The following is a 21,541-nucleotide window of genomic DNA, read 5'->3' as shown; positions in this document are numbered from 1 at the left end:
CAGGTCGCCAGAGAACTCCGGGATGACCCAGGATTCCACGGCCGCCGGGTGCCGCCGGCGCGCTCGCCGATCAGTCCCAGGCGATGCTCTCGGCGCCGGGGAGATCGGTGACCGCGCTGCGGTCCTCCCGGGCCAGGATCCGTAGTAGGCCGGCCGCCTCCTCGACGGTGGCCAGAAGTCCCCATGACCGTTTCGTATCGGGGTCGGGGGTCTCCACCCAGAGCTTGCCGCTGTCGGTGCACTCGACCTGGACCACGGCGTCCGAGCGGGACGTGAAGACCGCCCAGTTGCCCGGCGCCCGCAGGATCTGCCGGTCCAGCCGGGCCACGCAGCCGTCCAGGGTCTCCAGCATCGGCAGCGATGCCCAGCCGACGTCCTCGGTCTGGTAGCGCATCTCCAGGACGCCGGTCTCCGGTGTGCCCGGGGTCGCGGTGACCAGGCCGGTCAGATCCTCGCCGAGGAAGACCGGGCCGAGCCGCGCCCACAGGTCGTGTCGCGGCAGGTCGACCGGGACCGTCGCGCCGTCCGGGAAGGTGAGCGTGCCGACGCCGCGGTCCCATCGTCGTTCCAGGACGAGGACGTGACCGCCCATGCTGCGGATCTCGACGCGCACCCCGGCCGGGCCGCTGGGCGCGACCGTGGTCAGCATCCGCTCGGCCGGCCATGGGTGGAACCGCTCCGAACGGTGCATCACCCCGCCCGGCCACTCGTCGAGCAGCCGGGCGTCGGCGCGCGGCACCGGGTGCCGGTCCCAGTTGCCGAGCCGGTGGACCAGCCCGGTGCCGTGGGCCGAGATCGCGCTCCGGAAGTCCTTCTCGGTCTCCCCGGCGAGGATCTCACTGTGGTGGACGGCCACCACGGATACCGCCTGGTCGTCGCCGTCGGGGCCGAGGACGAGCGCCCGATCGAGCCGCAGTCCCGGCACGTCGATCACGACCGGCCGGATCGTCGCGGCCGGGACCGGCGGCACGCCGAGCAGCGCCTGAGCCACGTCTTCCCGGAACGAGTCCGCGTCCGCACGCAGCACGGTCGTCTGCCCGCCGCGCTCTCGCCGCACGGTGGTGAGCAGGCCACCGGGCTGCCGGACCGTGTCGATCAGTACCGGGTGCTCGTCGTCGCTCATCCACCTATTTGATCAACAAGCCCCGACGACCCCGGACCCGGCCGCCTCACATCGCTACGCTGCGCTCGTGACTCCGGAGGAGCAACGAGACCAGCAGACCCGACTCCTGACCGAGATGGCCGGAACGATGCTCGCGGCCGGGGCGGACCCGGACGGCATCGCCCGGGAGCTGGTCCGGCACACCGACTCGCCGATCCTGGCGATCAAGGCCCTCCGGGAGGTGACCGGGCTGAGCCTGCCCGACGCCAAGCGGGCCGTCCACCGCAACCTGGACCCGGAGGTGCGCGAGGCCGCCGAGGAACTGTGGCGGGAGCTGCGGGCCGGGCTCGAACGCCGGGATCTCTGACCCGGCGCCGGGTTCAGCCGTTGAGGACGGGGGTGGTGAAGGTCGGTGGCTTGTCGCCGATCTTGAGGCCGGGGCTGACCACCCACGACTGGTATCGCGGGGTGAACATCGAGTACAGCCCCGGGACCTCCGGCGCGCTGGCCTCGTCGAGGCGGCGGCGCGCGTCGGCCGGGATCTCGAAGTCCAGGGCGGCCAGGTTCTTCTCCAGCTGCTCGGCGCTGCTCGCGCCGATCACCAGCGCGGAGATCGCCGGCTGGGTGCTCGCCCAGTTCAGCGCGACCTGCGCCATCGGCTTGCCGATCTCCGCGGCGATGCCCGCCAGTGCATCGATCACCTTCCAGTGCCCGTCGGTGATCGGCGCGCCGGAGGCCGGGTTGCTGAGCCGGCCGTCGCCGGTCACGCCGGCGCCGGCGGGCCGGTACTTGCCGGACAGCAGGCCGCCGCCGAGCGGGCTCCACGCGGTCAGGCCGATCCCCAGGGTCTGCGCCATCGGTGCGAACTCCGGCTCGATGCCCCGGGCGACCAGCGAGTACGGCAGCTGCACGGTGACCATCGGGGTCAAACCGTGCGCCTCGGCGTAGCTCTGCGCCCGGGCCGCGTACCAGGCCGGCACGTCGGACAGCCCGGCATACCGGATCTTGCCGGCCTTGACCAGGTCGTCGAAGGTTCGCACGACCTCCTCGACCGGGGTGATCCGGTCCCAGGTGTGCAGCAGGTACAGGTCCAGGTAGTCGGTGCCGAGGCGGCGCAGCGAGGCCTCCAGCGCGCGGATCATGTGCTTGCGCCCGTTGCCGCTGGCGTTCGGGTCGGCCGGGTCGACGGTGTTGGTGAACTTGCTGGTCAGGACCAGGCGCTCACGGTTGCCCGCGGCGGCGATCAGCCGGCCGAGGATGCGCTCGCTCTCCCCCGCGGTGTAGAAGTCGGCGGTGTCGATGAAGTTGCCGCCGGACTCCACGTACCGCCGGAAGATCGGCTCGGCCTCCTCCTCGGTCTTTCCGTAGGCCGCGTGGAAGCCGTCGACGCCGAAGTTCATCGTGCCCAGCGCGAGCCGGCTCACCCGGAGGCCGGACCGGCCGAGCAGGTAGTAGTCGTTCATGGTGTTCCCCCAACGATCTCTGGACTGCGTGCTCCACACTTTGGGCCGCGAAAAATAGACCTGCCAGTCCAGAACCTGAGGTGGTAGCCGAGGTAACGTGGACCCCGCAGTCCAGACTTTGGGGGAGATCATGCAGAAGCTGACCCGCAAGGGCGCCGAGACCCGGCAGCGGATCGTGGCCGGCGCCGCCGCCGAGGTCCGCGAGCACGGCGTCACCGGGCTGAAGCTGGAGGACGTGCTGCTGCGCACCCGCACCAGCAAGGGCCAGCTCTTCCACTACTTCCCCGGCGGTCGCGACGAGCTGCTGCACGCCGTCGCCGAGGCCGAGGCGGCCCGCCGGCCACCGAGCAGCGGTCTCACCACCTGGCCGGCCTGGATCACCTGGCGGGACCGGGTGGTCGAGCACTATCGCGGCTCCGGGCAGCGCTGCGTGCTCAGCGACCTGGCCGCCCAGCCCGGCCGGAACAGCCCCGGCGCGCGGGCGCTGATCGCCGGCCTGATCGCCACCCGGCAGGCCGACCTCGCCGCCGGCATCCGGCACATGCAGGCGGCCGGCGACATGGACCCCGGGCCGGACGCCGACCGGGCCGCCGCCGCCCTGGTCGCCGGCGTCCAGGGCGGTGTCGCGGTGCTGATGGCCACCGGCAGCGCCGTCCACCTGGAGGCCGCGCTCGACATGGGCCTGGCCGCGCTCCGGGCCCCCGCCCCGGCGAGGTGCTGAGATGGCCGGGTTGACCCCCAAGGGCGCCGCTACGCGGGACCGCATCGTACGGGCGGCGACCGACCTGATCCTGGAGCGCGGCGTCGGCGGCATGACCCTCGACGAGATCCGGGCCGGCACCGCCACCAGCAAGAGCCAGCTCTTCCACTACTTCCCGGACGGCAAACGGGATCTGGTCGCGGCGATCGCCGAGTTCCAGAGCGCCCGCGTCGAGCAGGCGCAACGCCCCTGGCTCGACCACCTGGACAGCTGGGAGTCCTGGCACGGCTGGCGGGACGCGGTCGTCGCGCACTACCGCACCCTCACCCACCTGCACTGCTCGATCGGCGCCCTGGTCAACGAGCTGACCCCGACCGATCCGGCACTGGCCGCGACGGTGGCGGCGCACGCCGACCGCTGGCTGGATCACCTTGCTGCCGGCGTACGGAAAATGCGCGCGAAGCGCCTGATCAAGCCGGAAGCGGACCCGGAACATCTCGCGATGATGGTGTTCGCCGCCCTGCAGGGCGGGCTGCTCGTGATGCAGATGCGGGATGCCGTCGAGCCGTTGGAGGCGGCGCTTGACGGGGCGCTCCTCGCTCTGCAGAGTCAGCGATCATGAGTCGAGGAGTGCTGGTCACGGGCGCGTCCCGGGGCATCGGGCGGGCGGTCGCGACCGCTTTCGCCGCGCGGGGCGACCGGGTCGCCGTGCACTACGGGAGCGGTCGCGCCGACGCCGAGGAGACGCTGTGCGGGCTGGCCGGCGCCGGGCACGTCCTGATCGGCGGGGATCTCGGCGACCCGGCCGCCGCGCAGGAACTCGCCGAGGCCGCGATCGAGGGGCTCGGCGGCGTCGACGTGCTGGTCAACAACGCGGCGGTCGCGCCCGGCCCGGGCAACGTGCACGCGATCGACACCGTCGGGTATGCCGACTGGCAGCGCACCTGGCGGCGGATGATCGACGTCGACCTGCTCGGCGCGGCGAACGTCACCTACCACGTCGCCAACCACCTGATCGGGCGCGGCGCCACCGGCAGCATCGTGAACGTCGGCTCGCGCGGCGCGTTCCGCGGTGAGCCGGACTATCCGGCGTACGGCGCGGCGAAGGCGGCCCTGCACGCGTTCGGCCAGTCGATGGCCGTCGCCCTGGCGCCGCACGGCATCGCGGTGACGTCGGTGGCGCCCGGCTTCATCAGCTCGGAGCGTCAGCACGCCAAACTCGACGGCCCGGGCGGGGCGGCGATCTCCGCGCAGAGCCCGTTCGGCCGGGTCGGCACGCCGGAGGAGGTCGCGGCCGCGGTCCTGCACCTGGCCTCCCCGGAGGCGGCCTGGTCGTCGGGAGCGGTCCTCGACCTCAACGGAGCGTCCCATCTGCGGTGAGCCGGCTGTCCACATCGTGCCATGGCGTGGGTAGGGCAGGGCTCGGATCTGGCCCGGACGTATCGGTGGTCTTGAAAATGCGTGTCGACGTCCCACCATCACGTGGGGCGCCGGTTACGCGAGGGAGACGGCCGTGCGACGAAGAGGCAGAACCGCGGGAGTGCTGGTCGGCGTCCTGATCGGAGCCGGGGCGGGGGTCGGCCTACCGGCCGGGCCCGTCCTGGCGGCGCCGAGCGGGTCGGCGGCGGGGGCGGCGCGGGCGATCACGCTGATCACCGGGGACGTGGTCACGCTCGCCCCGGCGGGTGACGGGCGGTACGCGGCGACCGTGCGGCCGGCGGCGGGGCGCGAGCACGCCGCGTTCCGCACGACCGAGGCCGGGAACGGGCTGCAGGTGCTGCCGCTGGACGCGGTGCCGCTGATCAAGAGCGGTCAGGTCGACGCCGAGCTGTTCGACGTGGAGCATCTGCTCGCCCAGGGCTACGGGGACGCCGAGAGCCCGGCCCTCCCGCTCATCGTCCAGAACGGCACGGCGGCCGGCTCCCTCCGTACCCTCGAGGCGAGCCGGACCACCGCCCTGCCGAGCCTCGGGGCCGTGGCCGTGCGTGCCGACAAGCTCTCGTTGTCGTCCTTCTGGCGGAGCCAGAAGAGCGCCCGGAAGGCCGCCGCGCCGGCCAGGATCTGGCTGGACGGCAAGGTCAAGGCGGCCGCCGACCCGAACGTCGAGCAGATCGGCGCGCCGGCCGCCTGGCGGGCCGGGCTGACCGGGACCGGCGTCACGGTCGCCGTGCTGGACACCGGCATCGACGCGACCCACCCGGACCTGGCCGGCCGGGTCGCCGCGGCCGAGGACTTCAGCGGCAGCGGGAACACCGTCGACCACTTCGGGCACGGCACCCACGTGGCGTCGATCGCGGCCGGCGCGAAGGGCGTCGCGCCCGGGGCGAAACTGCTGGTCGGCAAGGTGCTCGACGACTCCGGGACCGGCTACGAGTCGGGGATCATCGCGGGCATGCAGTGGGCCGTCGACAGCGGCGCCAAGGTGATCAATATGAGTCTCGGCGGGGACGCGACCGACGGCACCGACCCGATGAGCGAGGCCGTCGACGAGCTCAGCGGGGGCGGCGCGCTGTTCGTGGTCGCGGCCGGCAACGAGGGCGGCGACTACACCGTCGGCACGCCGGGCGCGGCGAGCGCGGCGCTGACCGTCGGGGCGGTCGACCACGACGACCTGCTGGCCGAGTTCTCCAGCCGCGGGCCGCGCCTGGGCGACCAGGGCCTCAAGCCGGAGATCACCGCGCCGGGCGTCGGGATCGTCGCGGCCCGGGCCGCCGGCACCACCATGGGCACCCCGGTCGACGACCGGTACACGACCGCTTCCGGCACCTCGATGGCCACGCCGCACGTGGCCGGCGCCGCCGCGATCCTCGCCCAGCAACACCCCGACTGGCCCGGCGCCAAGCTCAAGGATGCCCTGGTCAGCACGGCAAAGACCAACATTCAAAACACGACTGTGTACGGCCAGGGCACCGGCCGTGTCGACCTGACCCGGGCCACCACGCAGACCGTGACCGGCACCGGCGTGGCCGATTTCGGCCTGGACAAGAGCAGCCGGACGGTGACCTACGCCAACGCCGGGACGACCGCGGTCACGCTGACCCTCAAGGCGAGCATGCCGGACGTGACCGCCCCGGCGACCGTGACGGTGCCGGCCGGCGGAACCGCCGCCGTGCCGCTCACCCTGGACCGCGCCGGCCCCACCAAGGGCGTGCTCGGCGGCTGGCTGACCGCGACCGGCCCGAACGGCGTGCTGGTCACCACCGCGCTCGGCGGCACCATCGACCCGCCGCACCACAAGGTCACGTTCACCGCGCTCGGCCAGGACGGCAAGCCGACCGCGGTGCCGGTGTTCCAGATGTTCGGCGACGACCGGCGCTTCGACGCGCTGGGCTACCTGGAGAGCGGCGAGGCCGGCTGGGTCGACGTGGCCGAGGGCGACTATCTGGTCGACGCCACCCTGGCGGTCGGCACCGGGCTGCACCCCGAGGACGCCCTGGTCACCATCCCGGAGCTGCACATCGACCGGGACATGACGGTCGTGCTGGACGCCCGCAAGGCCAAGCCGATCGTGATCGGGACGCCGCGGCCGGCGCAGCAGCAGGCGGTGCTCAGCTACTACGTGCACCGGGTCACCGGGACCGGGCGGCAGATCGACAACGGGTTCATGGACTTCAGCGCGACCGAGAAGGTCAACGTCACGCCGACCGCGCCGCTGCGCAAGGGCGTCTACGAGTTCTCGTCGCGGTGGCAGCTGGTGGCGCCGTTCGCCCGGGCGGTCTTCCCCGGCGCCGGCACCTACGACCTGCGGCCGATGCCGAGCACCCCGGTCTTCACCGGGACCAGGCACTACTCCCTGTCCCCCGCGGCGAAGGGCCGGGCCGTCGTGGTCCCGGTCGACGGCGACGAGTACGAGGCCGTGCAGCGCGCCGCCGACGCCGGGGCCGCCCTGGTCCTGCTGATGCGGGGGCCGGACTCGGCCGCCTGGAGCACCTGGGATCCGTCGATCGCGGCCGCGGACCGCCTGCCGATCCCGGCGCTGCTCATCTCCCACGACTACGGGACGAAGGTGCTGGCCAAGGCGAAGACCCTCGACCTGACGATGACACCCGACAGCCCTTATCTGTACGACGTCATCCAGGTCTCCACCGGCCGGGTCCCCGCTCAGATCGTCCACCGGGTGACCGCGGCCAACTCGTACAAGGTCACCAGCCGGTACGCGGACAACGGCGGGCTGGCCTGGGTGCGCGAGCAGCGGTTCGGCTGGCGCCCGTGGCAGGACTTCGCGTGGAACGACCGGCAGCGGGCGGCGGGGACACCGTCCGTACGCGAGGAATGGGTCTCCGCCGGGGACAGTGTCTGGCAGCACCACGTCCACCAGGACTACCCGTGGAGCGACCTTGACTCGGCCCTGGACACCGGCTTCGCCGAGCAGCCGCGCTCCTACCCGCGGGCCGGGGCGGCCACCGAGACGTGGGCCGCGCCGGTGGTCCGCCCGGCGACCCCGGCCGGCTACGTCAACAAGCGCACCGGGGACGTGCTGAACCTGCGGGTGGCCGACTTCGTCGACGCGAGCGACAAGCACTTCACCATCGACGAGGCGGACCAGTCGAGCGCGCGGCTCTACCGGGACGGCACGCTGATCAGCGAGACCCGGGACGCCTGGCGGGACCTCCCGGTTCCGGCCGGGGCCGCGACCTACCGGCTCGCGCTGACCACGGCACGCGCCGGGGACGAGTGGCAGTACGCCCGCTCGACCAGCACCGAGTGGACGTTCCGGTCGGCGCAGCCCGGGACCCTGCCGCTGCTGCAGGTCGGGTACGCGGCGCCGGTCTCGCTGAGCGGCACCGCCACGACCCGCGCCCACCTGCTCGGCGTCACGGTTCCCGGCGCCCGCAAGGTGACCGTCTCGCTCTCCTTCGACGAGGGAAAGACCTGGCGGACGACGTACGGGGTCGGCGGCCGGTTCGCGGTACCGGCCGCGCGGGGCACGGTGTCGCTGCGGGTCACCGCCACCGACCGGGCCGGGAACACGGTCGAGCAGACCGTGCTGCGCGCCTACGGACGAGCATGACGCCGTTCGACGGGGACTACAGCCAGCCGCGCCTGGCCGCCTGGAAGGCCAGGCCGGCCCGGCTGTCCACCCCCGCCACGGCCATCAACCGGTCGAGCCTGCGCTGCACGGTCCGTTTGCTCACGCCCAGCTGGGTGGCGATCGACTTGTCCGGCATGCCGGCCACGACCAGCGACAACAGCAACCGGTCGGGCTCCTCGGCGCCGCCGTCGGGGAACAGCGGGGTGGCCCGCTCCCAGTAGCTCTCGAAGAGCGCGATCAGCGCGTCGAGCAGCTCGCTGGAGCGGATCACCGCGGCGGTCGGCTCGCCGACGCCGCGGACCGCGTCCGGCACCAGCGGGCAGATCGCCATCGTCCGGTCCGCGATGGCCAGGCGCACGGGCAGGGTGGGCAGGGTTCGGGACTGCTCACCCAGCCTGATCGCGTCGACGATGCTGGCCAACTCTCCCGGCTTCTCCAGCAGCTCCCGCTCGTAGATCGCCCGGTAGCGGACGCCGCGGGTCAGGGCCGGCGTCTCCTCGGCGTTCTCCGGGCCCTGCATCGCGATCGGGTTCGCCCGGCAGAACCAGAGGATCTCCTCGCGGGCCGAGTCCTGCATCTCGCGCAGCCGCTGGCGCAGCCCGGTCACCCCGACCACGATCTCGACCAGGTGGTCGGCGCTGCGCCGGCGGGCGGTGGTCCGGTACTCCTCGCTCAGCGAGGCCACCGTGCGGCGGGCCGCCTCCAGGTTCTGCTGCTCGCGGAGCAGCACCTCGCCGAGCGCGACGTCCGGGGGCAGCGCGTCGTACGGCGGGCCGCCGGTGGCCAGCCCCTTGTCCCGCAGCGCCTCCAGGAGCGCGCCGGCCGCGCCGACCTCGATGCCGGCCTGGGCGGCGAGGTCGTCGGCGCGGGCTCCGGCCATCCGCAGCAGCAGCCGGTAGGCCTGCTGCTCGGCGGCCGGCAGAAAATCCACCCGATCTGTCACGCGGACACCATACGAACGTTTCTTTAACGTTCGTCGCGCGGACCGCCCGGACATCGTCCCGGGTGGCGGTGCTCACGCCGTACCCAAGTCGCGGTTTTGATCTTTCAATGCCGATCGGAAGCGGTCGGGAGAATGATGCCGAGGATCCGCTCCAGGGTGTGGACGAGCTGCTGGCCGGCCCGGCCGAGCGGCTCCAGGACGTCGCGGTGCTGGGCCAGATCGGGCAGTTCGGCGAGCATCTCGACATAGCCGAGCATGGTGGCGACCGGGGTGCGCAGCTCGTGCGAGACCGCGGCGACCACGTCGTCCTCCTGGCAGCGCAGCCGGTCGAGGCCGGTGCGCAGGGTGCTCAGGATCTGCTCGTTGCGCCGCGCCTGCAGGTACGCCGTGGCCTGCGCGCTGACGTCCTGCAGCATCCGCATCCGGGTCCGGTTGACCAGCCGCGGCACGTGGTCGAAAACGGCCACGGTACCCAGCACGTGCCCGCTCGGGTCGATCAGCGGGACGCCGGCGTAGAAGCGGATCGGCGGATTCTGGATCACGTGCGGCAGGTCCCGGTAGAGCGGGTCGTCCCGGGTGTCCGCGACGACCAGGGGCTGCGGATCGTCGATCAGCCGGGCCGAGAACGAGGCGGCCCGGCTGGTGCCCGGCTCGGTGAGCCCGGTGCTGCCGGCGAACCACTGCCGCTCCCGGTGCACCAGGGTGACCGACGCCATCGGCGTATCGAAAACGGACGTGGCGATGCGGGTGAGGCCATCGAGAAGCTCCGGACGGGATGCGCCGACCAGCCCGTAGCTGTCGACCGCCGCGATCCGTGCTCCCTCGGATTCCGTCTGCTGCACGCCGGAAACAACGGCGAGCTCGCCGCCGATCTGAACGACGAACGGTCGCGGAAAGGTTGCCGTTCAGTTGTGGATCATCCGGGCCCGGCATGCTTGGGTGGGGGCGTGAGCGGCACAGGCACCACCGGGACCCTGCAGGGCGAGACCGTCCGGTCGAGACGGCCGGACACCCCGCTGCGGGCGTTCCTGCGCACCGAGGCGGGCAGTGCCGGCGTGCTGCTGGCCGCCATCGTCGCCGCGCTGATCTGGGCAAACGTGGCCGACGGGTCGTACGAAAGGTTCTGGGAGACGCACCTCTCCATCCACCTGGGTGAGCTCAGCGTCGACCTCGTCCTGCGGGACTGGGTCAACAGCGGCCTGATGACGTTCTTCTTCCTGGTGGTCGGGCTGGAGGCGCGCCGCGAGTTCGACCTGGGTGATCTGCGCGACAGGCGGCGGTTCGTGCTGCCGGCCATCGCCGGGATCGCCGGCATGGCCCTGCCCGTGGCGATCTTCCTGGCCGTCAACCACGGCGGGCCGTACTCGGCCGGCTGGGGCGTGGCGATGTCCACCGACACCGCGCTGGCGCTGGGCCTGCTCGCCCTGGTCGGCAAGCGGGTGCCGGACCAGGCGCGGCTGCTGCTGGTCAGCGTGTCGGTGGTGGACGACCTGGTGGCGCTGCTGGTGATCGCGGTGGCCTACACCGAGAACGTGCAGGTCATGCCGCTGATCGTGGCGGCGCTGCTGTTCGGCCTGGCGTTCGTGCTGGTCCGGCTCAAGGTCCGCTCCGGGTACGCGTACCTGCCGGTCGGCGTCGCGATGTGGTTCGCGATGCTGGCCAGCGGGGTGGACCCGGTGGTCTCCGGGCTCGCGCTCGGGCTGATCGCGCCCGCCTACACCCCGGCGCGCGGCGCCCTGGAACAGGCCAGTGATCTCTTCCGGTCGTTCCGGGAACAGCCGACCGTCGAACTGGCCCGCTACGCCCGGGTCAGCCTGGTGCAGACGCTGTCCCCCAACGATCGGCTGCAACGCACCTACCAGGGCTGGACCAGCTATCTGATCGTGCCGCTGTTCGGCCTGGCCAACGCCGGGATCAGCGTCGACGCGCACTTCCTGCGCCAGGCGCTGACCTCGCCGGTCACGGTCAGCGTCTTCCTGGCGTACGTGCTGGGCAAGCCGATCGCCGTGACCGGCGTCTCCGCGCTGATCAGCTGGGTCAGCCGCGGCCGGATGCGACCCGACGCGGGCTGGGCGTCGGTGCTCGGCACCGGCACGATCGCCGGGATCGGGTTCACCGTGTCGTTCCTGATCGCGAACCTGGCCTTCGACGGGGACGCGCTCGCCGAGGCGAAACTCGGCCTGCTCGCCGCGGCGGCCGCGTCGGCGATCCTGACCTGGACGGTGTTCCGGGTGACGTTCATGCTGTCGCCGGCCCGCAAGACGGTGCTCCTGCTCGGGGACGCCGAGCAGCTCACCGACCTGATCCCGGACGTGGACGTGACCCGGGACCACGTGCGCGGGCCGGACAGCTGCTCGGTGACCGTCGTCGAGTACGGGGACTTCCAGTGCCCGTACTGCGGCCTCGCCGAACCCTCGGTCCGGGAGCTGCTCACCGACACCGACCTGCGGTATGTCTGGCGCCACCTGCCGCTGACCGACGTCCACCCGCAGGCCCAGATGGCGGCGCAGGCGGCCGAGGCGGCGGCCGCGCAGGGCTCGTTCTGGGCGATGCACGATCTCCTGCTGGCCCGTCAGGACCATTTGAAAATCATGGACCTTCTTGCGTACGCCGAGCAGCTCGGTCTCGACCGTGACCGGTTCCACGACGACATGATGGCCGCGGCGACGGCGGCCCGGATCAGCGAGGACGTGGAGTCGGCCGACGTGAGCGGGGTCTCCGGGACGCCGACGTTCTTCATCAACGGGCGGCGGCACTACGGCGCCTACGACGCGGGGACGCTGCGCCGCGCCGTCCGCGAGGCCCGGGCCCGCGCGAAGATCGCCGAGCGCCGCCGCACGCCGTGAGCTCCGGTCAGCGGCCGCGGTTGCGTGGGTGGTTCTTCGCCGCGCGCTCGTTGCCGTGCCGGTAGTTGCCGGTCACGCGGGCCATCAGCTCCTGCGGATCGCCGCTCGCCACATCGGCCAGGAACCGGGTCGCGGCGGCGCCCCGCAGCACGCTGGCCGGACGCCCATGATGCAGCACTTCGACCTCGCCGTTCTTGCGGACGCGATACGTGAATCCCTCGGGTACGCCGGACATCGTCGCGTTCTTCCCCTTCACACTCTCTGCCGGTTCAGCAGTTGCCGTAGTTTTCGCGGCCGGAAACGGGCACGTACTCCACCCGACAGGTCGGGCCGAGTTCACTCTGCAGCCGTGCGCCGAGCTCCCGGCCGGCGGCGAAGAAGCGTTCGGTGCCGGGCTCCGCATCGACGCCGGCGTTCCACCGGACGAGCTCCCGGCGCAGGCCCTCGCTCACCGGCAATGCCCCGGGCTCGACCTCGACGGGACCTTCGTCGTCGCGCAGTGGCGATTGTCCGCTCGCGGCCATGAGCGTGATCCAGCGGCGCGGGGCCGGGCGGGCGAGCAGTTCGCGGGCGGCCGCCAGCATCTGGCCCTCGATGTGCTCGGCGCCCTCGGGGTAGTCCTCCAGCGTCGACATCAGGCCCACGAAGATCCGCAGGTCACCGTTGTTCCGGACCTCCTCGTACGCCAGCCGCAGCTGGTCCGCGCCGTCGGTGGGCCGGATCCGTCCGGCCACCATCTCCGTCGCGGCTCGCCGGGCCCGCGGCCACCCCGTCTCGCCGGCGTCGAACAGCTCGATGCCGAGCTCGTCGAGGGACGCGCGGAAGAGATCGACCGAGTCCCGGACGTCGTCGCGGCGCTGCCCCGCGAGCCGGCGGAGCGACGGACTGTCGAGGCCACGGACGAGCGCCTCGGTCGCGATCCCGGGCAGCTCCTCGGAGATCAGGCGCCCGGTCGCCATCTGCCGGGCCGCCGCCTCCAGCCCGTCCGCCTCGTTCACAGGGGCAGCCTAGGCACTTGATCCACCCTGGACCACTCGTTTACGGCGGCGCGAACTCGCTGATGGAGGGGCCTGGGAGATCGTGTGGAGGTTCTGTGGCGGGTCTTTCGCGGCGGGCGGCCCCGGGCACAGGCTCGTCGGCATGCGTACTGATGCGCCGCCGTTCCGGTGGGAATCGGGTGATCGGCAGGACGAGGACGAGCGAATGGGCACCCCGGTGTGGAGCCGTCGCGGGCTGCTTCTGGTGGTCCTCGGCTGCTCCGGGTGGTTGCTGGTGCCGGTGCTGTGGCTCGCGCTGGCGTCGCCGCCGCTCGGGCGGTCGTACTTCGAGCAGGGGCTCTGGCTGGTGGCGCTCGTCGCCGCCGCGCTGGTGTCGACCGCGGTCATCCTGATCGCCTGCGCGAAACGGTCCTGGGGAGTGGCCGTGGTGAGCCTCGTGCTGGCCGCCGGTGGTGTCGCCGTCGCCACGCGGCAGCATTCGCAGGGCGACTACGTCGACTATCAGTACCGCACCCATCGGGCCGCGCTCGCTGATCTGGCCTGGGACTACCGGGCCGGGCACCTGGACGGCAGCGTGACTCTGCCGGCGGACGTGCGGTCGCTGTCGCCGTCCGGGTTCGCCTACGCCGGTCGCGACGTGCTCTTCGTGCAGATGTGGCAGAACTGGCGGGCCGAGTCGGGCACCGGCCTCGCGTACTTCACCAAGCCGCCCACCCCGACGACGGTCATCCCCACCGCCTCGGGCGACGTGGGACACCCACTCCGCGAGGTGGGCGACGGCTGGTGGTGGGTCGCGTAGTTCGAGGCCCCTACACTCCGGCGATGGATGTGCTCTGGTCCGCGACGGAACCGGGATCGCGCCGCTTCCGCGCGCTCCCGGTCCGCTCCGATCCGGCCGGGGTGGACGAGCATTTCCGCGGGCTGCGCCGGCTGCGGATCGACGGCTACATCGAGGCCGAGATCGCGGACATCGCGTCCCCGCAGTTGTCCATCGGATTCCGCGGTGACTACGCGGTCATTCACCTGATCGTCGATACACCGGAGCCGCAGTCCTTCCTGCTCGCCGGGGACGGCAGCGTGCCCGACGAGGCCGACGTGCAGGTGCCGTTCATTGGACGAACTGGCCCATTTCACCGGGCACGTCGTCCTGGACGTCGATCGCGCGTGGGACCTGGTGCGCTCCTTCCTCGACACCGGGCGCGCCGACAATCTCGGCTAGTGGCACGCGCTCTAGGTGTGATGGTTGAACAACCTGGCTGGACATCACAGCTAGGACGCGCGGTGGTCGTGGCAGCGGCTCAGGCTGCGAGGTCCTGGAGGGGTTGCGAGATCGTCACTGCGCGGCGGTGGCCGCTGGGTGCTCGTAGGAGACGGGGCAGCGGAAGATCTTGAGATCCCAGCCCCGGCCGATCACGACCTTCGTCGGATCCACCACGGTGTCGCCCTCCGGCCGCCAGCTGAGGTCGGCCCACTCCCCGCTGTCGACGGTGAGCATCAGCGTCATCTCGGCGCCGCACTCCGTGCAGTTCACCTCCTGCGGATCCGACACCGACCAGTCCGCGAAGCCGCCCACCTTCCAGCCCGGCGCGAGGGAAAGCTCGCAGTCGTAGCGAGGTAGCTCGTCATCCGTCTCCTCCCAAGCGTTTATCCGCTCCTGAAGGTCGTCGGGGAGCAGGTCGATGTACTGGAATTCGACGACTTGCTCCGGGCGGAGGACACAGGGAACCGGCAGGTAGGAGTCCCTTACCACCGATGGCTCGGGGAACTCCAGCAGCGGATCGGTAATGTCGGCGCTGCGCCGCCAGAACACCCGGACCAGTGGGTTGTAGTCGGTGTCCGGATGGTCCAGCGGGCACCACAGCACCTGCAGAACGTCACAGTCGTCGGGGCCGATGAAACCGGGGATGTCGTGCCGGTAGAGCTGCGCCACCGCGACCATCGGGATGGACTGATCCAACAGTGCGACCGGCTCGGAGAAATTCCACCCGGGCATCTCGGCCCGCTCTTCAGAGGTGAAGTCGCGGCCTTCCGCATTGGCGAGGATCTCGCGGATGCGATGGACCGTGACCGGTCTCAAGAGTTTGTGGATGTAGTGACCGTCGCCGACCTTGCACACCGGCCACGGCTCATCAGCCGGCCACAGCAACGGGCCACCGATCGAACTGTCGGCGGTGGTGGGCACACCAGGCCGCGGGTGCAGGCGGGTGGCCGTCGCCGCATGCTCCCGCAACTCGGGGAACAGAGCGGCGATGTCCAGCGGTCTCCGGGGCGTGGCACGACTCATGGCCGCCGATCGTAACCGGGGCCGTCGACCCGCTTTTCCTGCTGGGGGCGCTACCGGCCTTGACCCGATCTTGGGGTGGAGAGACAGGCACTTGGGCGCTCACCGATGCGTGGTCAGGACGATGCGGCCGAAGACGTCGCCGGCGTCCATCTGGCGGTGGGCCTGGGCGGCGTCGGTCAGGTCGAGGACCTCGTGGACGACCGGCCGTAGGGTGCCCTGGGCCGCGGCGGCCAGGTGGGCTGCGCGGATCTCGTTGCGGCTGGGCACCGGGATCGTGTTGAGGCTGAACGTGGCGAACGAGCGAGAGCGCTGGAAGGCGCGCATCAGGTGCATCCCGAAGTCCGCCGGTGGGTGGCCGCCGACCACGCCGACGGCGACCAGGCGGCCGTTGTCGGCCAGCCGGTCGAGGAAGGACGGGAGGGCCGGGCCGCCGACGATGTCGAGGATGACGTCGAACTCCTCGGGCGTCTCGCCGGAGCGGTCCAGCACGGTGGTGGCGCCCAACTCCTGGAGCCGCTTGCCGCGCTCGGGCGAGGACGTGGTCACCGCGATGCGGCTCGCGCCGGCCCGGGCGGCCAACTGGATCGCGGTCACCCCGATGCTGCCGGCGGCGCCGCGGATCAGCACCGACTCGCCCGCCGCGAAGTGGGCGTGGGCCAGGGCGAAGTGGGCCACCGGGGCGGAGCTGCCGAGGGTGACCGCCGCGATCGGCGACAGGCCGGCCGGGAGCGGGGTGACGTCGTCGAGGGCGGCCACCGCCCGCTCGGCATAGGCGCCGCCGACGCCGGTGAACGCCCACACCTCGCGGCCGATCCAGGTGGCGTCGACGCCGTCACCGACGGCCAGGACCCGGCCGGCGATCTCGCTGCCCGGGATCAGGCCTTCGCGGAAGCCGTAGCCGCTCAGCGTCCCGCGGCGGATCACCGCGTCGACGCCGCCCACGCCGATCGCCTCGGTGCCGACGAGGAGCTGGCCCGGGGCCGGGACCGGCTCGGGAACGTCGACCACCGCCATGCCGCCGGGGTCGCCGAACGTCTGGATGCGCACTGCCTGCACTGCCGTCTCCGATCACTGTGCGGTACCCCGCCGACGGTAGTGGACGCCCCCGTCCACTTGGCTAAACTGAGAGCTCATGACGGATCGTTTGCCTCAGATGCTGCGCTCGGACGCGCGGGACAACCGGGACCGGGTGCTGGCGGCGGCGCGTCAGCTGTTCTCGGAGCGTGGGCTCGACGTCCCGATGCGCGAGATCGCCCGGCGGGCGGAGGTCGGCCCGGCGACGCTGTACCGGCGGTTCCCGACTAAGCAGGAGCTGGTCGACGAGGTGTTCGCCGACGAGCTGCACGCCTGCGCCGGGATCGTGCGGGCCGGGTGCGCCGACCCCGACCCGTGGCGCGGGTTGTGCACGGTGATCCGGGACGTGGCCGAGCTGAACGCGCGGAACCAGGGCTTCGTCGACGCGTTCGCCTCGGCGTACCCGGGCGCGGTCGACGTCGGGGCGCACCGGCTGGACATGCTGCGGTCGCTGGCCGAGCTGACCCGGCGGGCGCAGCGGGCCGGGGCGCTGCGGGCCGACTTCGTGCTCGACGATCTGGTGCTGGTCTTCCTGGCCGGGCGCGGGCTGCCGGCGACCACGCCGGAGGTCCGGCTGGCCGCGGCGCGACGGCTCGCCGCGCTGGCCATCGAGGCATTTCGAGCTTCGGGTACGACGGGTGTCCTGCCGGCGCCGGCCCGGGTGATCGGCGCGGTACTCCCCCGCTGACCCGCGCTGCCGTGCGGCGGCGTCAGGCGCCGGGCTCGGTGGCCTTCTCGGCCGGAACCGCGAACGGGTTGCGCAGGCGCTGCATCGTCTCGGTGCCACGGTCGGCGGCGTCGGTGCGCGGGGCCGGAATGCCGATCACCGGCATCCGGAAGATCTCGCCGGCGATGTCCGGCGTCGCAGGATCGGTCGAGGGGTTCGTCATGAGGGGGTCGCTTTCGTGAGCTGAGCTGAGCTGAGCGGCGGGCGGCGGGGCGGCTGAGCGGCGGGACAGCGGGGCGGCCCGGGAGCCGGGCGGCAGATCTCCCCGATGGAGTGACCGGCAGCCGGGCGGACCGCGGCGGTCGGCAGGGCTCACGCGACAACGGTGGCGCGGACGGCCCGACGGCGTCTGAACTGCGCCGATACGTCAAGGTACTCCTGACCGCCGCCGCGCCCGCACCCAGGGAGGCCGGTCACACCGGCCCGGCGCGGTACGCCTCGCCGTGCGCGTCCTCGCAATGCCCGTCGGGACCGTAGGCGTGGTCGACCTGCAGGGTGCTGTGGGTGATCCGGTGCCGGGACTGCAGCAGCTGCTCGATGCGGCCGCGGACCGCGTGACAGTCGCCGCGCGGGACCACCAGCACGTGCGCCGACAGCGCCGGCTGGCCCGAGGTGATCTGCCAGACGTGCAGGTCGTGGACCTCCACCACCTCGTCGAGGGCGACCAGCTCGGCGCCGAGCGCGGCCGGGTCGAAGCCGGCCGGGGCCGCCTCCAGGAAGATCCGGCCGGACTCCCGGATCAGGGCCAGCCCGGCCTTGACCATCAGCGCGACCACGATCAGCGTGGCGATCGGGTCGGCCCGGGTGAAGCCGGTGGTGACCATCACGACGCCGGCCACCGCGGTGGCGATGAACGTGTACAGGTCGTTGAGGACGTGCTGGAAGGCGCCCTCGATGTTGAGGCTGGACCGGTTCGCGCGGCTCATCGCCCAGGCCGCGGCGACGTTGACGGCGACGCCGACCAAGGCGGTGACCAGGACCAGGCCGCCGGCCACCGCGGGCGGGTGGATCAGCCGCCGGATCGCCTCGACGCCCAGCCAGACCGCGAGCAGCAGCATGGCCAGGCCGTTCGCCTGGGCGGAGAGGATCTCGGCGCGCTTCAGGCCGTACGTGAAACCGCCTTTGGGTTGTCGCGCCGCCAGGCGCATGGCGATCAGCGCGAGCACGATCGCACCGGCGTCGGTGAGCATGTGCGCCGCGTCGGAGAGCAGCGCGAGCGATCCGGCGAGCAGGCCGACGACCACCTCGCCGAGCATGAAGACGCCGATCAGGCCGAGCGCGAGGCCCAGCCAGCCACGGTCCGCGTCGGCGGAGACCCCGTGGTCGTGCCCGGCGTGGCCGGAGCCGTGCCGGTGGTCGTGCTCGGCGCTCGGCATCGCGGACCTTCCTGGCCGGTGGTGACACATGCGTTGATGGCAATAATTGCACATCGAGAGCTTGCGACGCCGACGCGGGCCCGGACGCGAGCGAGCCGGACCCGCGGTGGTGCCGGGTCCGGCTCGGGGCTTGCTCGGGTGCGGTTACCGCGGGGGCTCCGCGACGACCGGGACGCGCGGGGCCGGAGCGGTTCGCGACATCGGGGCCGGCGGCGTATAGGCCGGAGTCGCCGGCTCGGGGCGGACCTCCGCGGCCTTCTCGCTGATCAGGGCCTTGGCCTTCGCCTGGGTCTGCACGACCGTGGGGTGGGCGCTCACCTTACGAGCGGTGGCGGCGATCTTCTCGTACTTGTCGCGGCCCGCCCAGGCTCCGATGACGTAGCCCGCGGCGACACCGGCGGCCAGCTTCAGCATTCCCATGTGTGTTCTCCGATTCCGTGGTGAAAGGGGGTCATTTACGACGTCTGCGGGCGATGACCGCGAGCACGGCGACGGCGGTCGCGGCACCGGCCGCGAGAGCCACGGGCGGGAGCTTCCGCCGTACGGCCGGGTTGGTCCTCGCCTCGGCGATCTGCGCCTTGGCGCTGCCGGCGGCCGCCTTCGCGGTCTCGGCGGCCGCTTTCGCGGTCTCGGCGGCGCTGCCGGCGGCGGTGCTCAGCCGGTCGCGGGCCTGGTCGGTCTTCTCGGCCAGGGCGTGCTTGGCGCGACCCGTGACGTCGGTCTTGGCGGCCAGGGCCTCGACCGTGTCGCCCAGGTCGGCGCGGGTCTGCTGGATTTCGTCGCGGAGCTGTTCCGGCTCGGCCGGTACGTCGTTCGGGGTCATCGCTGCCGTCCTCGCTGGGCTGCGGTCTTCATGGTCTGGATGTCGGTCTCCACACTGTCCATCGCACTCCGCGGCACCGGCGGCGTGGCCTTGGCCAGCTGCTTCCTGCCGAGTAGCGCGGCCACCCCGGCGGCGGCGAACACCACCGCCATCACCACCAGGATCGCCAGCCAGAGCGGCCAGGCCAGGTCGAGCAGAACGACCGCCAGGGCCAGCAGCAGGCCGACACCGTAGAGAGCCAGCACGCCGGCCCCGCCGAACAGGCCGCCGCCGAGGCCGGCACGCTTGCCCTTCTCGGTCAGCTCGGCCCTGGCCAGCGCCAGTTCGTCCCGGACCAGTGTGGAGATCTGTCCGGCGGCCTGATTCACCAGATCCGCCGTGGACGGGTTCGCTTCGTTCGTGGTCACCGTGCTCACCTCCTCGCTGGTGGTGTGCCCAGCGACGGGGACGGCAAACCGGGCCGTGCGTGAGTGAGCCGTCACCCGCCCCGGACGAGGATGAGCAGTCCGATACCGATCAGGACGACCGGGAGCAGGACGTGCCCCCAGCGGCTGAGCGCCCTCGCGATCAGCGGGCGGGTGGCGAAGAACCGGCCGGCCGCGGCCCAGACGGCCACCAGGACCAGGAAGACGACGACGTAGACGGTCATCCCGCCGAGGCCCGCGGTCGCGAAGACCGGCACGTACACGCCGATGTTGTCGCCGCCGTTGGCGAACGTCACCGCGGCCACCTCGAGGATCCGCGGTCCGCCGCTCGCCTCGCCGGCCGCGTCGTCGTCCGCGCCGCGGTGCCGCCAGGCCTGGATCGCGGCCCGGATGCCCAGCGCGAGCGGGAGCAGACCCAGGTAGCGAATGGCCTGCTCAGGCAGGAAGGTGGCGCCGAAGGCGGCGGCCACGGCGACGGCGAGGATCCCGGCGAAGCCCAGGTACTGACCGATCATGATCGTGCGGGTGGTGTGCCGGCGACCGGCCCCCTGGGCGAAGAACAGCGCCAGGATCATGATGTCGTCCACGTTGGTGACCGCGAACAGGCCGACCGCCTGGCCTGCGATGCCCGGGCTGATGGCCATGATCGCGAATTCTACGGTGCCGCCTTTGAAGATCAAATTCTTCATTGCCCCGGCTGCGGCCAATAACTGATCGCCGCTCCCGCGGGGACCCTTCCGGGCTTCGCAAGGGCGCGGGGCGCCCAGAACGCAAAGCCCTACAGGGCGACGTCCGAGGGTGGTTGCGGTCCGAAAAACCACCCCCAACCCTCGAGCTCAGCCGCCGGACCGGCGCTGCCGCGTGGCGCTCAGCCGGCCGATGACCGAGATGAACGCCGCGAGTAGTGCCAGCACCGTCAGCCATCCCGGCGCGGGCGTCCACACCGGGGTGGCATAGCCGTTCGAGGTGACGATCTGTTCCGGGTGGCCGGGGTCCGGGTAGACCGTCAGTGCCTGCCCGATCGGCATCTTGTCGATCAGCCAGGGGGCACGCAGGTCCGCACTACGATCCCGGCCCTCCGCCGTGTAGCTCACGGTGTACCAGTGGTCGAGCTCATCGTCGTGATCAGCGGTGATGATCGCCCGGGTCGGGCTGCCACGATCGATGATCTGCCGCTGCCGGTGCTCGCCGAGAAGGAAGATCCCCGCGGCGACCATGCCGAGAGCCAACGCGACCAGCAATCCGGTCACCGTGCGCTTCCCGGTCCAGTTCATCGGGCCGTCCCCTCCACAGGCGTCGACGCGAACGGTACGGCCAGCGGTCAACGGCACGTTCCACGGATTCACGGGAGGAACGTTCCGCGGGGCGCGGCCTAGACTTGATCCCCAGTGCTCGGAAGGGGCCGTCATGAAGCGATGGATCTGGTTGGCAGTCAGCCTCGCCATCGTCGCGCTCGGCGTGACGACCATCGCGCTCGGCCTCGACAAGGCCGACAAGATCTCCAGCGTGGCCGGAGCGATCGTCGCGGTGATCGGGCTCGGTCTGGGCCTGGCCGGTCCGGAGAAGCCGATGCTGATCCGGGTCCGGAGTTCGGGCCGGATCGTCGCCGGCGGCACCGGTCACACGAACACCGGGGTGGACGCTCCGAGCAGCCTTTCGCGGCACACCATCGAGGTGGACGGCAGCGGCGACATCGATTCATCCGGCGGCGGTGACGCCAACACCGGCGTCACTCTCCGGTGAGGACG

Annotated in this window: 24 protein-coding genes; 9 read left to right on the top strand and 15 right to left on the bottom strand. The window is 72.1% G+C overall.

Features of this window, described 5'->3' with window-relative positions:
- Positions 1 to 70 precede the first annotated feature (70 nt).
- Positions 71 to 1,123, bottom strand: coding sequence for a hypothetical protein (locus tag L3i22_RS25680; RefSeq protein ID WP_221329501.1), 1,053 nt, complete (start codon positions 1,121 to 1,123; stop codon positions 71 to 73).
- A gap of 67 nt (positions 1,124 to 1,190) precedes the next feature.
- Here L3i22_RS25680 and L3i22_RS25675 point away from each other — a divergent pair, with 67 nt between their 5' ends.
- Positions 1,191 to 1,469 carry a ribosomal protein L7/L12 gene (locus L3i22_RS25675; protein WP_221329500.1) on the top strand — a complete coding sequence of 93 codons (279 nt, stop codon included), beginning with the start codon at positions 1,191 to 1,193 and terminating at the stop codon, positions 1,467 to 1,469.
- A 13-nt stretch (positions 1,470 to 1,482) separates the two neighbouring features.
- On the opposite strand, the gene L3i22_RS25670 is transcribed toward L3i22_RS25675, so the two are convergent.
- Positions 1,483 to 2,565, bottom strand: a complete 1,083-nt coding sequence (locus L3i22_RS25670) for an aldo/keto reductase (RefSeq protein ID WP_221329499.1) — start codon at positions 2,563 to 2,565, stop codon at positions 1,483 to 1,485.
- 130 nt (positions 2,566 to 2,695) lie between these two features.
- Between L3i22_RS25670 and L3i22_RS25665 the strand changes: the two genes are divergently transcribed.
- The 4 genes from L3i22_RS25665 to L3i22_RS25650 all read left to right on the top strand — a co-directional run bounded on the left by L3i22_RS25665 (position 2,696) and on the right by L3i22_RS25650 (position 8,276).
- Positions 2,696 to 3,286, top strand: coding sequence for a TetR/AcrR family transcriptional regulator (locus L3i22_RS25665; protein WP_255658591.1), 591 nt, complete (start codon positions 2,696 to 2,698; stop codon positions 3,284 to 3,286).
- Position 3,287: 1 nt separating this feature from the next.
- Positions 3,288 to 3,887, top strand: coding sequence for a TetR/AcrR family transcriptional regulator (locus L3i22_RS25660; protein WP_221329498.1), 600 nt, complete (start codon positions 3,288 to 3,290; stop codon positions 3,885 to 3,887).
- Positions 3,884 to 4,645 (top strand): SDR family NAD(P)-dependent oxidoreductase, encoded by a 762-nt coding sequence (locus L3i22_RS25655; RefSeq protein ID WP_255658590.1) that lies wholly within the window; start codon positions 3,884 to 3,886, stop codon positions 4,643 to 4,645. The genes L3i22_RS25660 and L3i22_RS25655 overlap by 4 nt, the downstream gene beginning before the upstream one ends.
- A 133-nt stretch (positions 4,646 to 4,778) precedes the next feature.
- Positions 4,779 to 8,276: a S8 family serine peptidase gene (locus tag L3i22_RS25650; protein WP_255658589.1), complete on the top strand. Its 3,498-nt coding sequence runs from the start codon at positions 4,779 to 4,781 to the stop codon at positions 8,274 to 8,276.
- Between the two features lie 16 nt (positions 8,277 to 8,292).
- On the opposite strand, the gene L3i22_RS25645 is transcribed toward L3i22_RS25650, so the two are convergent.
- Both L3i22_RS25645 and L3i22_RS25640 read right to left on the bottom strand, forming a co-directional pair.
- Positions 8,293 to 9,240, bottom strand: coding sequence for a helix-turn-helix domain-containing protein (locus tag L3i22_RS25645; protein ID WP_255658588.1), 948 nt, complete (start codon positions 9,238 to 9,240; stop codon positions 8,293 to 8,295).
- 104 nt (positions 9,241 to 9,344) lie between these two features.
- Positions 9,345 to 10,082, bottom strand: a complete 738-nt coding sequence (locus L3i22_RS25640) for a GAF domain-containing protein (protein ID WP_221329496.1) — start codon at positions 10,080 to 10,082, stop codon at positions 9,345 to 9,347.
- Between the two features lie 105 nt (positions 10,083 to 10,187).
- Here L3i22_RS25640 and nhaA point away from each other — a divergent pair, with 105 nt between their 5' ends.
- On the top strand, positions 10,188 to 12,086 hold the full coding sequence (gene nhaA, locus L3i22_RS25635; protein ID WP_221329495.1) for a Na+/H+ antiporter NhaA: 1,899 nt from the start codon (positions 10,188 to 10,190) through the stop codon (positions 12,084 to 12,086).
- Between the two features lie 7 nt (positions 12,087 to 12,093).
- Here the strand turns inward: nhaA and L3i22_RS25630 are convergent, their stop codons facing one another.
- Both L3i22_RS25630 and L3i22_RS25625 read right to left on the bottom strand, forming a co-directional pair.
- Positions 12,094 to 12,321: a hypothetical protein gene (locus tag L3i22_RS25630; protein WP_221329494.1), complete on the bottom strand. Its 228-nt coding sequence runs from the start codon at positions 12,319 to 12,321 to the stop codon at positions 12,094 to 12,096.
- 34 nt (positions 12,322 to 12,355) lie between these two features.
- Positions 12,356 to 13,084 (bottom strand): hypothetical protein, encoded by a 729-nt coding sequence (locus L3i22_RS25625; RefSeq protein WP_221329493.1) that lies wholly within the window; start codon positions 13,082 to 13,084, stop codon positions 12,356 to 12,358.
- A gap of 142 nt (positions 13,085 to 13,226) precedes the next feature.
- Between L3i22_RS25625 and L3i22_RS25620 the strand changes: the two genes are divergently transcribed.
- Positions 13,227 to 13,883: a hypothetical protein gene (locus tag L3i22_RS25620; RefSeq protein WP_221329492.1), complete on the top strand. Its 657-nt coding sequence runs from the start codon at positions 13,227 to 13,229 to the stop codon at positions 13,881 to 13,883.
- Between the two features lie 534 nt (positions 13,884 to 14,417).
- Here the strand turns inward: L3i22_RS25620 and L3i22_RS25615 are convergent.
- Together L3i22_RS25615 and L3i22_RS25610 are read right to left on the bottom strand one after the other, a co-directional pair.
- Positions 14,418 to 15,368 carry a hypothetical protein gene (locus L3i22_RS25615; protein WP_221329491.1) on the bottom strand — a complete coding sequence of 317 codons (951 nt, stop codon included), beginning with the start codon at positions 15,366 to 15,368 and terminating at the stop codon, positions 14,418 to 14,420.
- Positions 15,369 to 15,467: 99 nt separating this feature from the next.
- On the bottom strand, positions 15,468 to 16,424 hold the full coding sequence (locus L3i22_RS25610; protein WP_255658587.1) for a zinc-binding dehydrogenase: 957 nt from the start codon (positions 16,422 to 16,424) through the stop codon (positions 15,468 to 15,470).
- A gap of 76 nt (positions 16,425 to 16,500) precedes the next feature.
- Here L3i22_RS25610 and L3i22_RS25605 point away from each other — a divergent pair, with 76 nt between their 5' ends.
- Complete coding sequence (locus tag L3i22_RS25605) at positions 16,501 to 17,130, top strand: TetR/AcrR family transcriptional regulator (protein WP_221329490.1); 630 nt, start codon at positions 16,501 to 16,503, stop codon at positions 17,128 to 17,130.
- A 22-nt stretch (positions 17,131 to 17,152) separates the two neighbouring features.
- Here L3i22_RS25605 and L3i22_RS25600 read toward each other — a convergent pair whose 3' ends face one another.
- From L3i22_RS25600 to L3i22_RS25570, 7 genes are all read right to left on the bottom strand, one after another.
- A complete protein-coding gene (locus L3i22_RS25600; protein WP_221329489.1) occupies positions 17,153 to 17,332 on the bottom strand; it encodes a hypothetical protein in 180 nt (59 codons plus the stop codon).
- Positions 17,333 to 17,582: 250 nt separating this feature from the next.
- A complete protein-coding gene (locus tag L3i22_RS25595) occupies positions 17,583 to 18,545 on the bottom strand; it encodes a cation diffusion facilitator family transporter (protein ID WP_221329488.1) in 963 nt (320 codons plus the stop codon).
- 144 nt (positions 18,546 to 18,689) lie between these two features.
- A complete protein-coding gene (locus L3i22_RS25590; RefSeq protein WP_221329487.1) occupies positions 18,690 to 18,965 on the bottom strand; it encodes a hypothetical protein in 276 nt (91 codons plus the stop codon).
- Between the two features lie 31 nt (positions 18,966 to 18,996).
- Positions 18,997 to 19,368 carry a DUF3618 domain-containing protein gene (locus L3i22_RS25585; RefSeq protein WP_221329486.1) on the bottom strand — a complete coding sequence of 124 codons (372 nt, stop codon included), beginning with the start codon at positions 19,366 to 19,368 and terminating at the stop codon, positions 18,997 to 18,999.
- Positions 19,365 to 19,784: a phage holin family protein gene (locus tag L3i22_RS25580; protein ID WP_221329485.1), complete on the bottom strand. Its 420-nt coding sequence runs from the start codon at positions 19,782 to 19,784 to the stop codon at positions 19,365 to 19,367. Before L3i22_RS25580 ends, L3i22_RS25585 begins: the two co-directional genes overlap by 4 nt.
- Positions 19,785 to 19,846: 62 nt before the next feature.
- A complete protein-coding gene (locus L3i22_RS25575) occupies positions 19,847 to 20,437 on the bottom strand; it encodes a cadmium resistance transporter (protein ID WP_221329484.1) in 591 nt (196 codons plus the stop codon).
- Positions 20,438 to 20,629: 192 nt separating this feature from the next.
- Positions 20,630 to 21,067 (bottom strand): hypothetical protein, encoded by a 438-nt coding sequence (locus tag L3i22_RS25570; protein ID WP_221329483.1) that lies wholly within the window; start codon positions 21,065 to 21,067, stop codon positions 20,630 to 20,632.
- A 133-nt stretch (positions 21,068 to 21,200) separates the two neighbouring features.
- Here L3i22_RS25570 and L3i22_RS25565 point away from each other — a divergent pair, with 133 nt between their 5' ends.
- Positions 21,201 to 21,536 carry a hypothetical protein gene (locus tag L3i22_RS25565; RefSeq protein ID WP_221329482.1) on the top strand — a complete coding sequence of 112 codons (336 nt, stop codon included), beginning with the start codon at positions 21,201 to 21,203 and terminating at the stop codon, positions 21,534 to 21,536.
- The last annotated feature ends 5 nt before the right edge of the window (positions 21,537 to 21,541 follow it).

It is taken from the genome of Actinoplanes sp. L3-i22 (assembly GCF_019704555.1).
GTDB lineage: Bacteria > Actinomycetota > Actinomycetes > Mycobacteriales > Micromonosporaceae > Actinoplanes.
The sequence above is the reverse complement of the archived record's forward strand: the minus strand, read 5'-3'. Positions and strand labels throughout refer to the sequence as shown.

Coding starts and splice junctions, on each gene's coding strand:
- L3i22_RS25680 (WP_221329501.1), bottom strand. CDS start 1,123: ATGAGCGACGACGAGCACCCGGTACTGATCGACACGGTCCGGCAGCCC.
- L3i22_RS25670 (WP_221329499.1), bottom strand. CDS start 2,565: ATGAACGACTACTACCTGCTCGGCCGGTCCGGCCTCCGGGTGAGCCGG.
- L3i22_RS25665 (WP_255658591.1), top strand. CDS start 2,696: ATGCAGAAGCTGACCCGCAAGGGCGCCGAGACCCGGCAGCGGATCGTG.
- L3i22_RS25660 (WP_221329498.1), top strand. CDS start 3,288: ATGGCCGGGTTGACCCCCAAGGGCGCCGCTACGCGGGACCGCATCGTA.
- L3i22_RS25655 (WP_255658590.1), top strand. CDS start 3,884: ATGAGTCGAGGAGTGCTGGTCACGGGCGCGTCCCGGGGCATCGGGCGG.
- L3i22_RS25630 (WP_221329494.1), bottom strand. CDS start 12,321: ATGTCCGGCGTACCCGAGGGATTCACGTATCGCGTCCGCAAGAACGGC.
- L3i22_RS25620 (WP_221329492.1), top strand. CDS start 13,227: ATGCGTACTGATGCGCCGCCGTTCCGGTGGGAATCGGGTGATCGGCAG.
- L3i22_RS25615 (WP_221329491.1), bottom strand. CDS start 15,368: ATGAGTCGTGCCACGCCCCGGAGACCGCTGGACATCGCCGCTCTGTTC.
- L3i22_RS25605 (WP_221329490.1), top strand. CDS start 16,501: ATGACGGATCGTTTGCCTCAGATGCTGCGCTCGGACGCGCGGGACAAC.
- L3i22_RS25600 (WP_221329489.1), bottom strand. CDS start 17,332: ATGACGAACCCCTCGACCGATCCTGCGACGCCGGACATCGCCGGCGAG.
- L3i22_RS25595 (WP_221329488.1), bottom strand. CDS start 18,545: ATGCCGAGCGCCGAGCACGACCACCGGCACGGCTCCGGCCACGCCGGG.
- L3i22_RS25590 (WP_221329487.1), bottom strand. CDS start 18,965: ATGGGAATGCTGAAGCTGGCCGCCGGTGTCGCCGCGGGCTACGTCATC.
- L3i22_RS25585 (WP_221329486.1), bottom strand. CDS start 19,368: ATGACCCCGAACGACGTACCGGCCGAGCCGGAACAGCTCCGCGACGAA.
- L3i22_RS25575 (WP_221329484.1), bottom strand. CDS start 20,437: ATGGCCATCAGCCCGGGCATCGCAGGCCAGGCGGTCGGCCTGTTCGCG.
- L3i22_RS25570 (WP_221329483.1), bottom strand. CDS start 21,067: ATGAACTGGACCGGGAAGCGCACGGTGACCGGATTGCTGGTCGCGTTG.
- L3i22_RS25565 (WP_221329482.1), top strand. CDS start 21,201: ATGAAGCGATGGATCTGGTTGGCAGTCAGCCTCGCCATCGTCGCGCTC.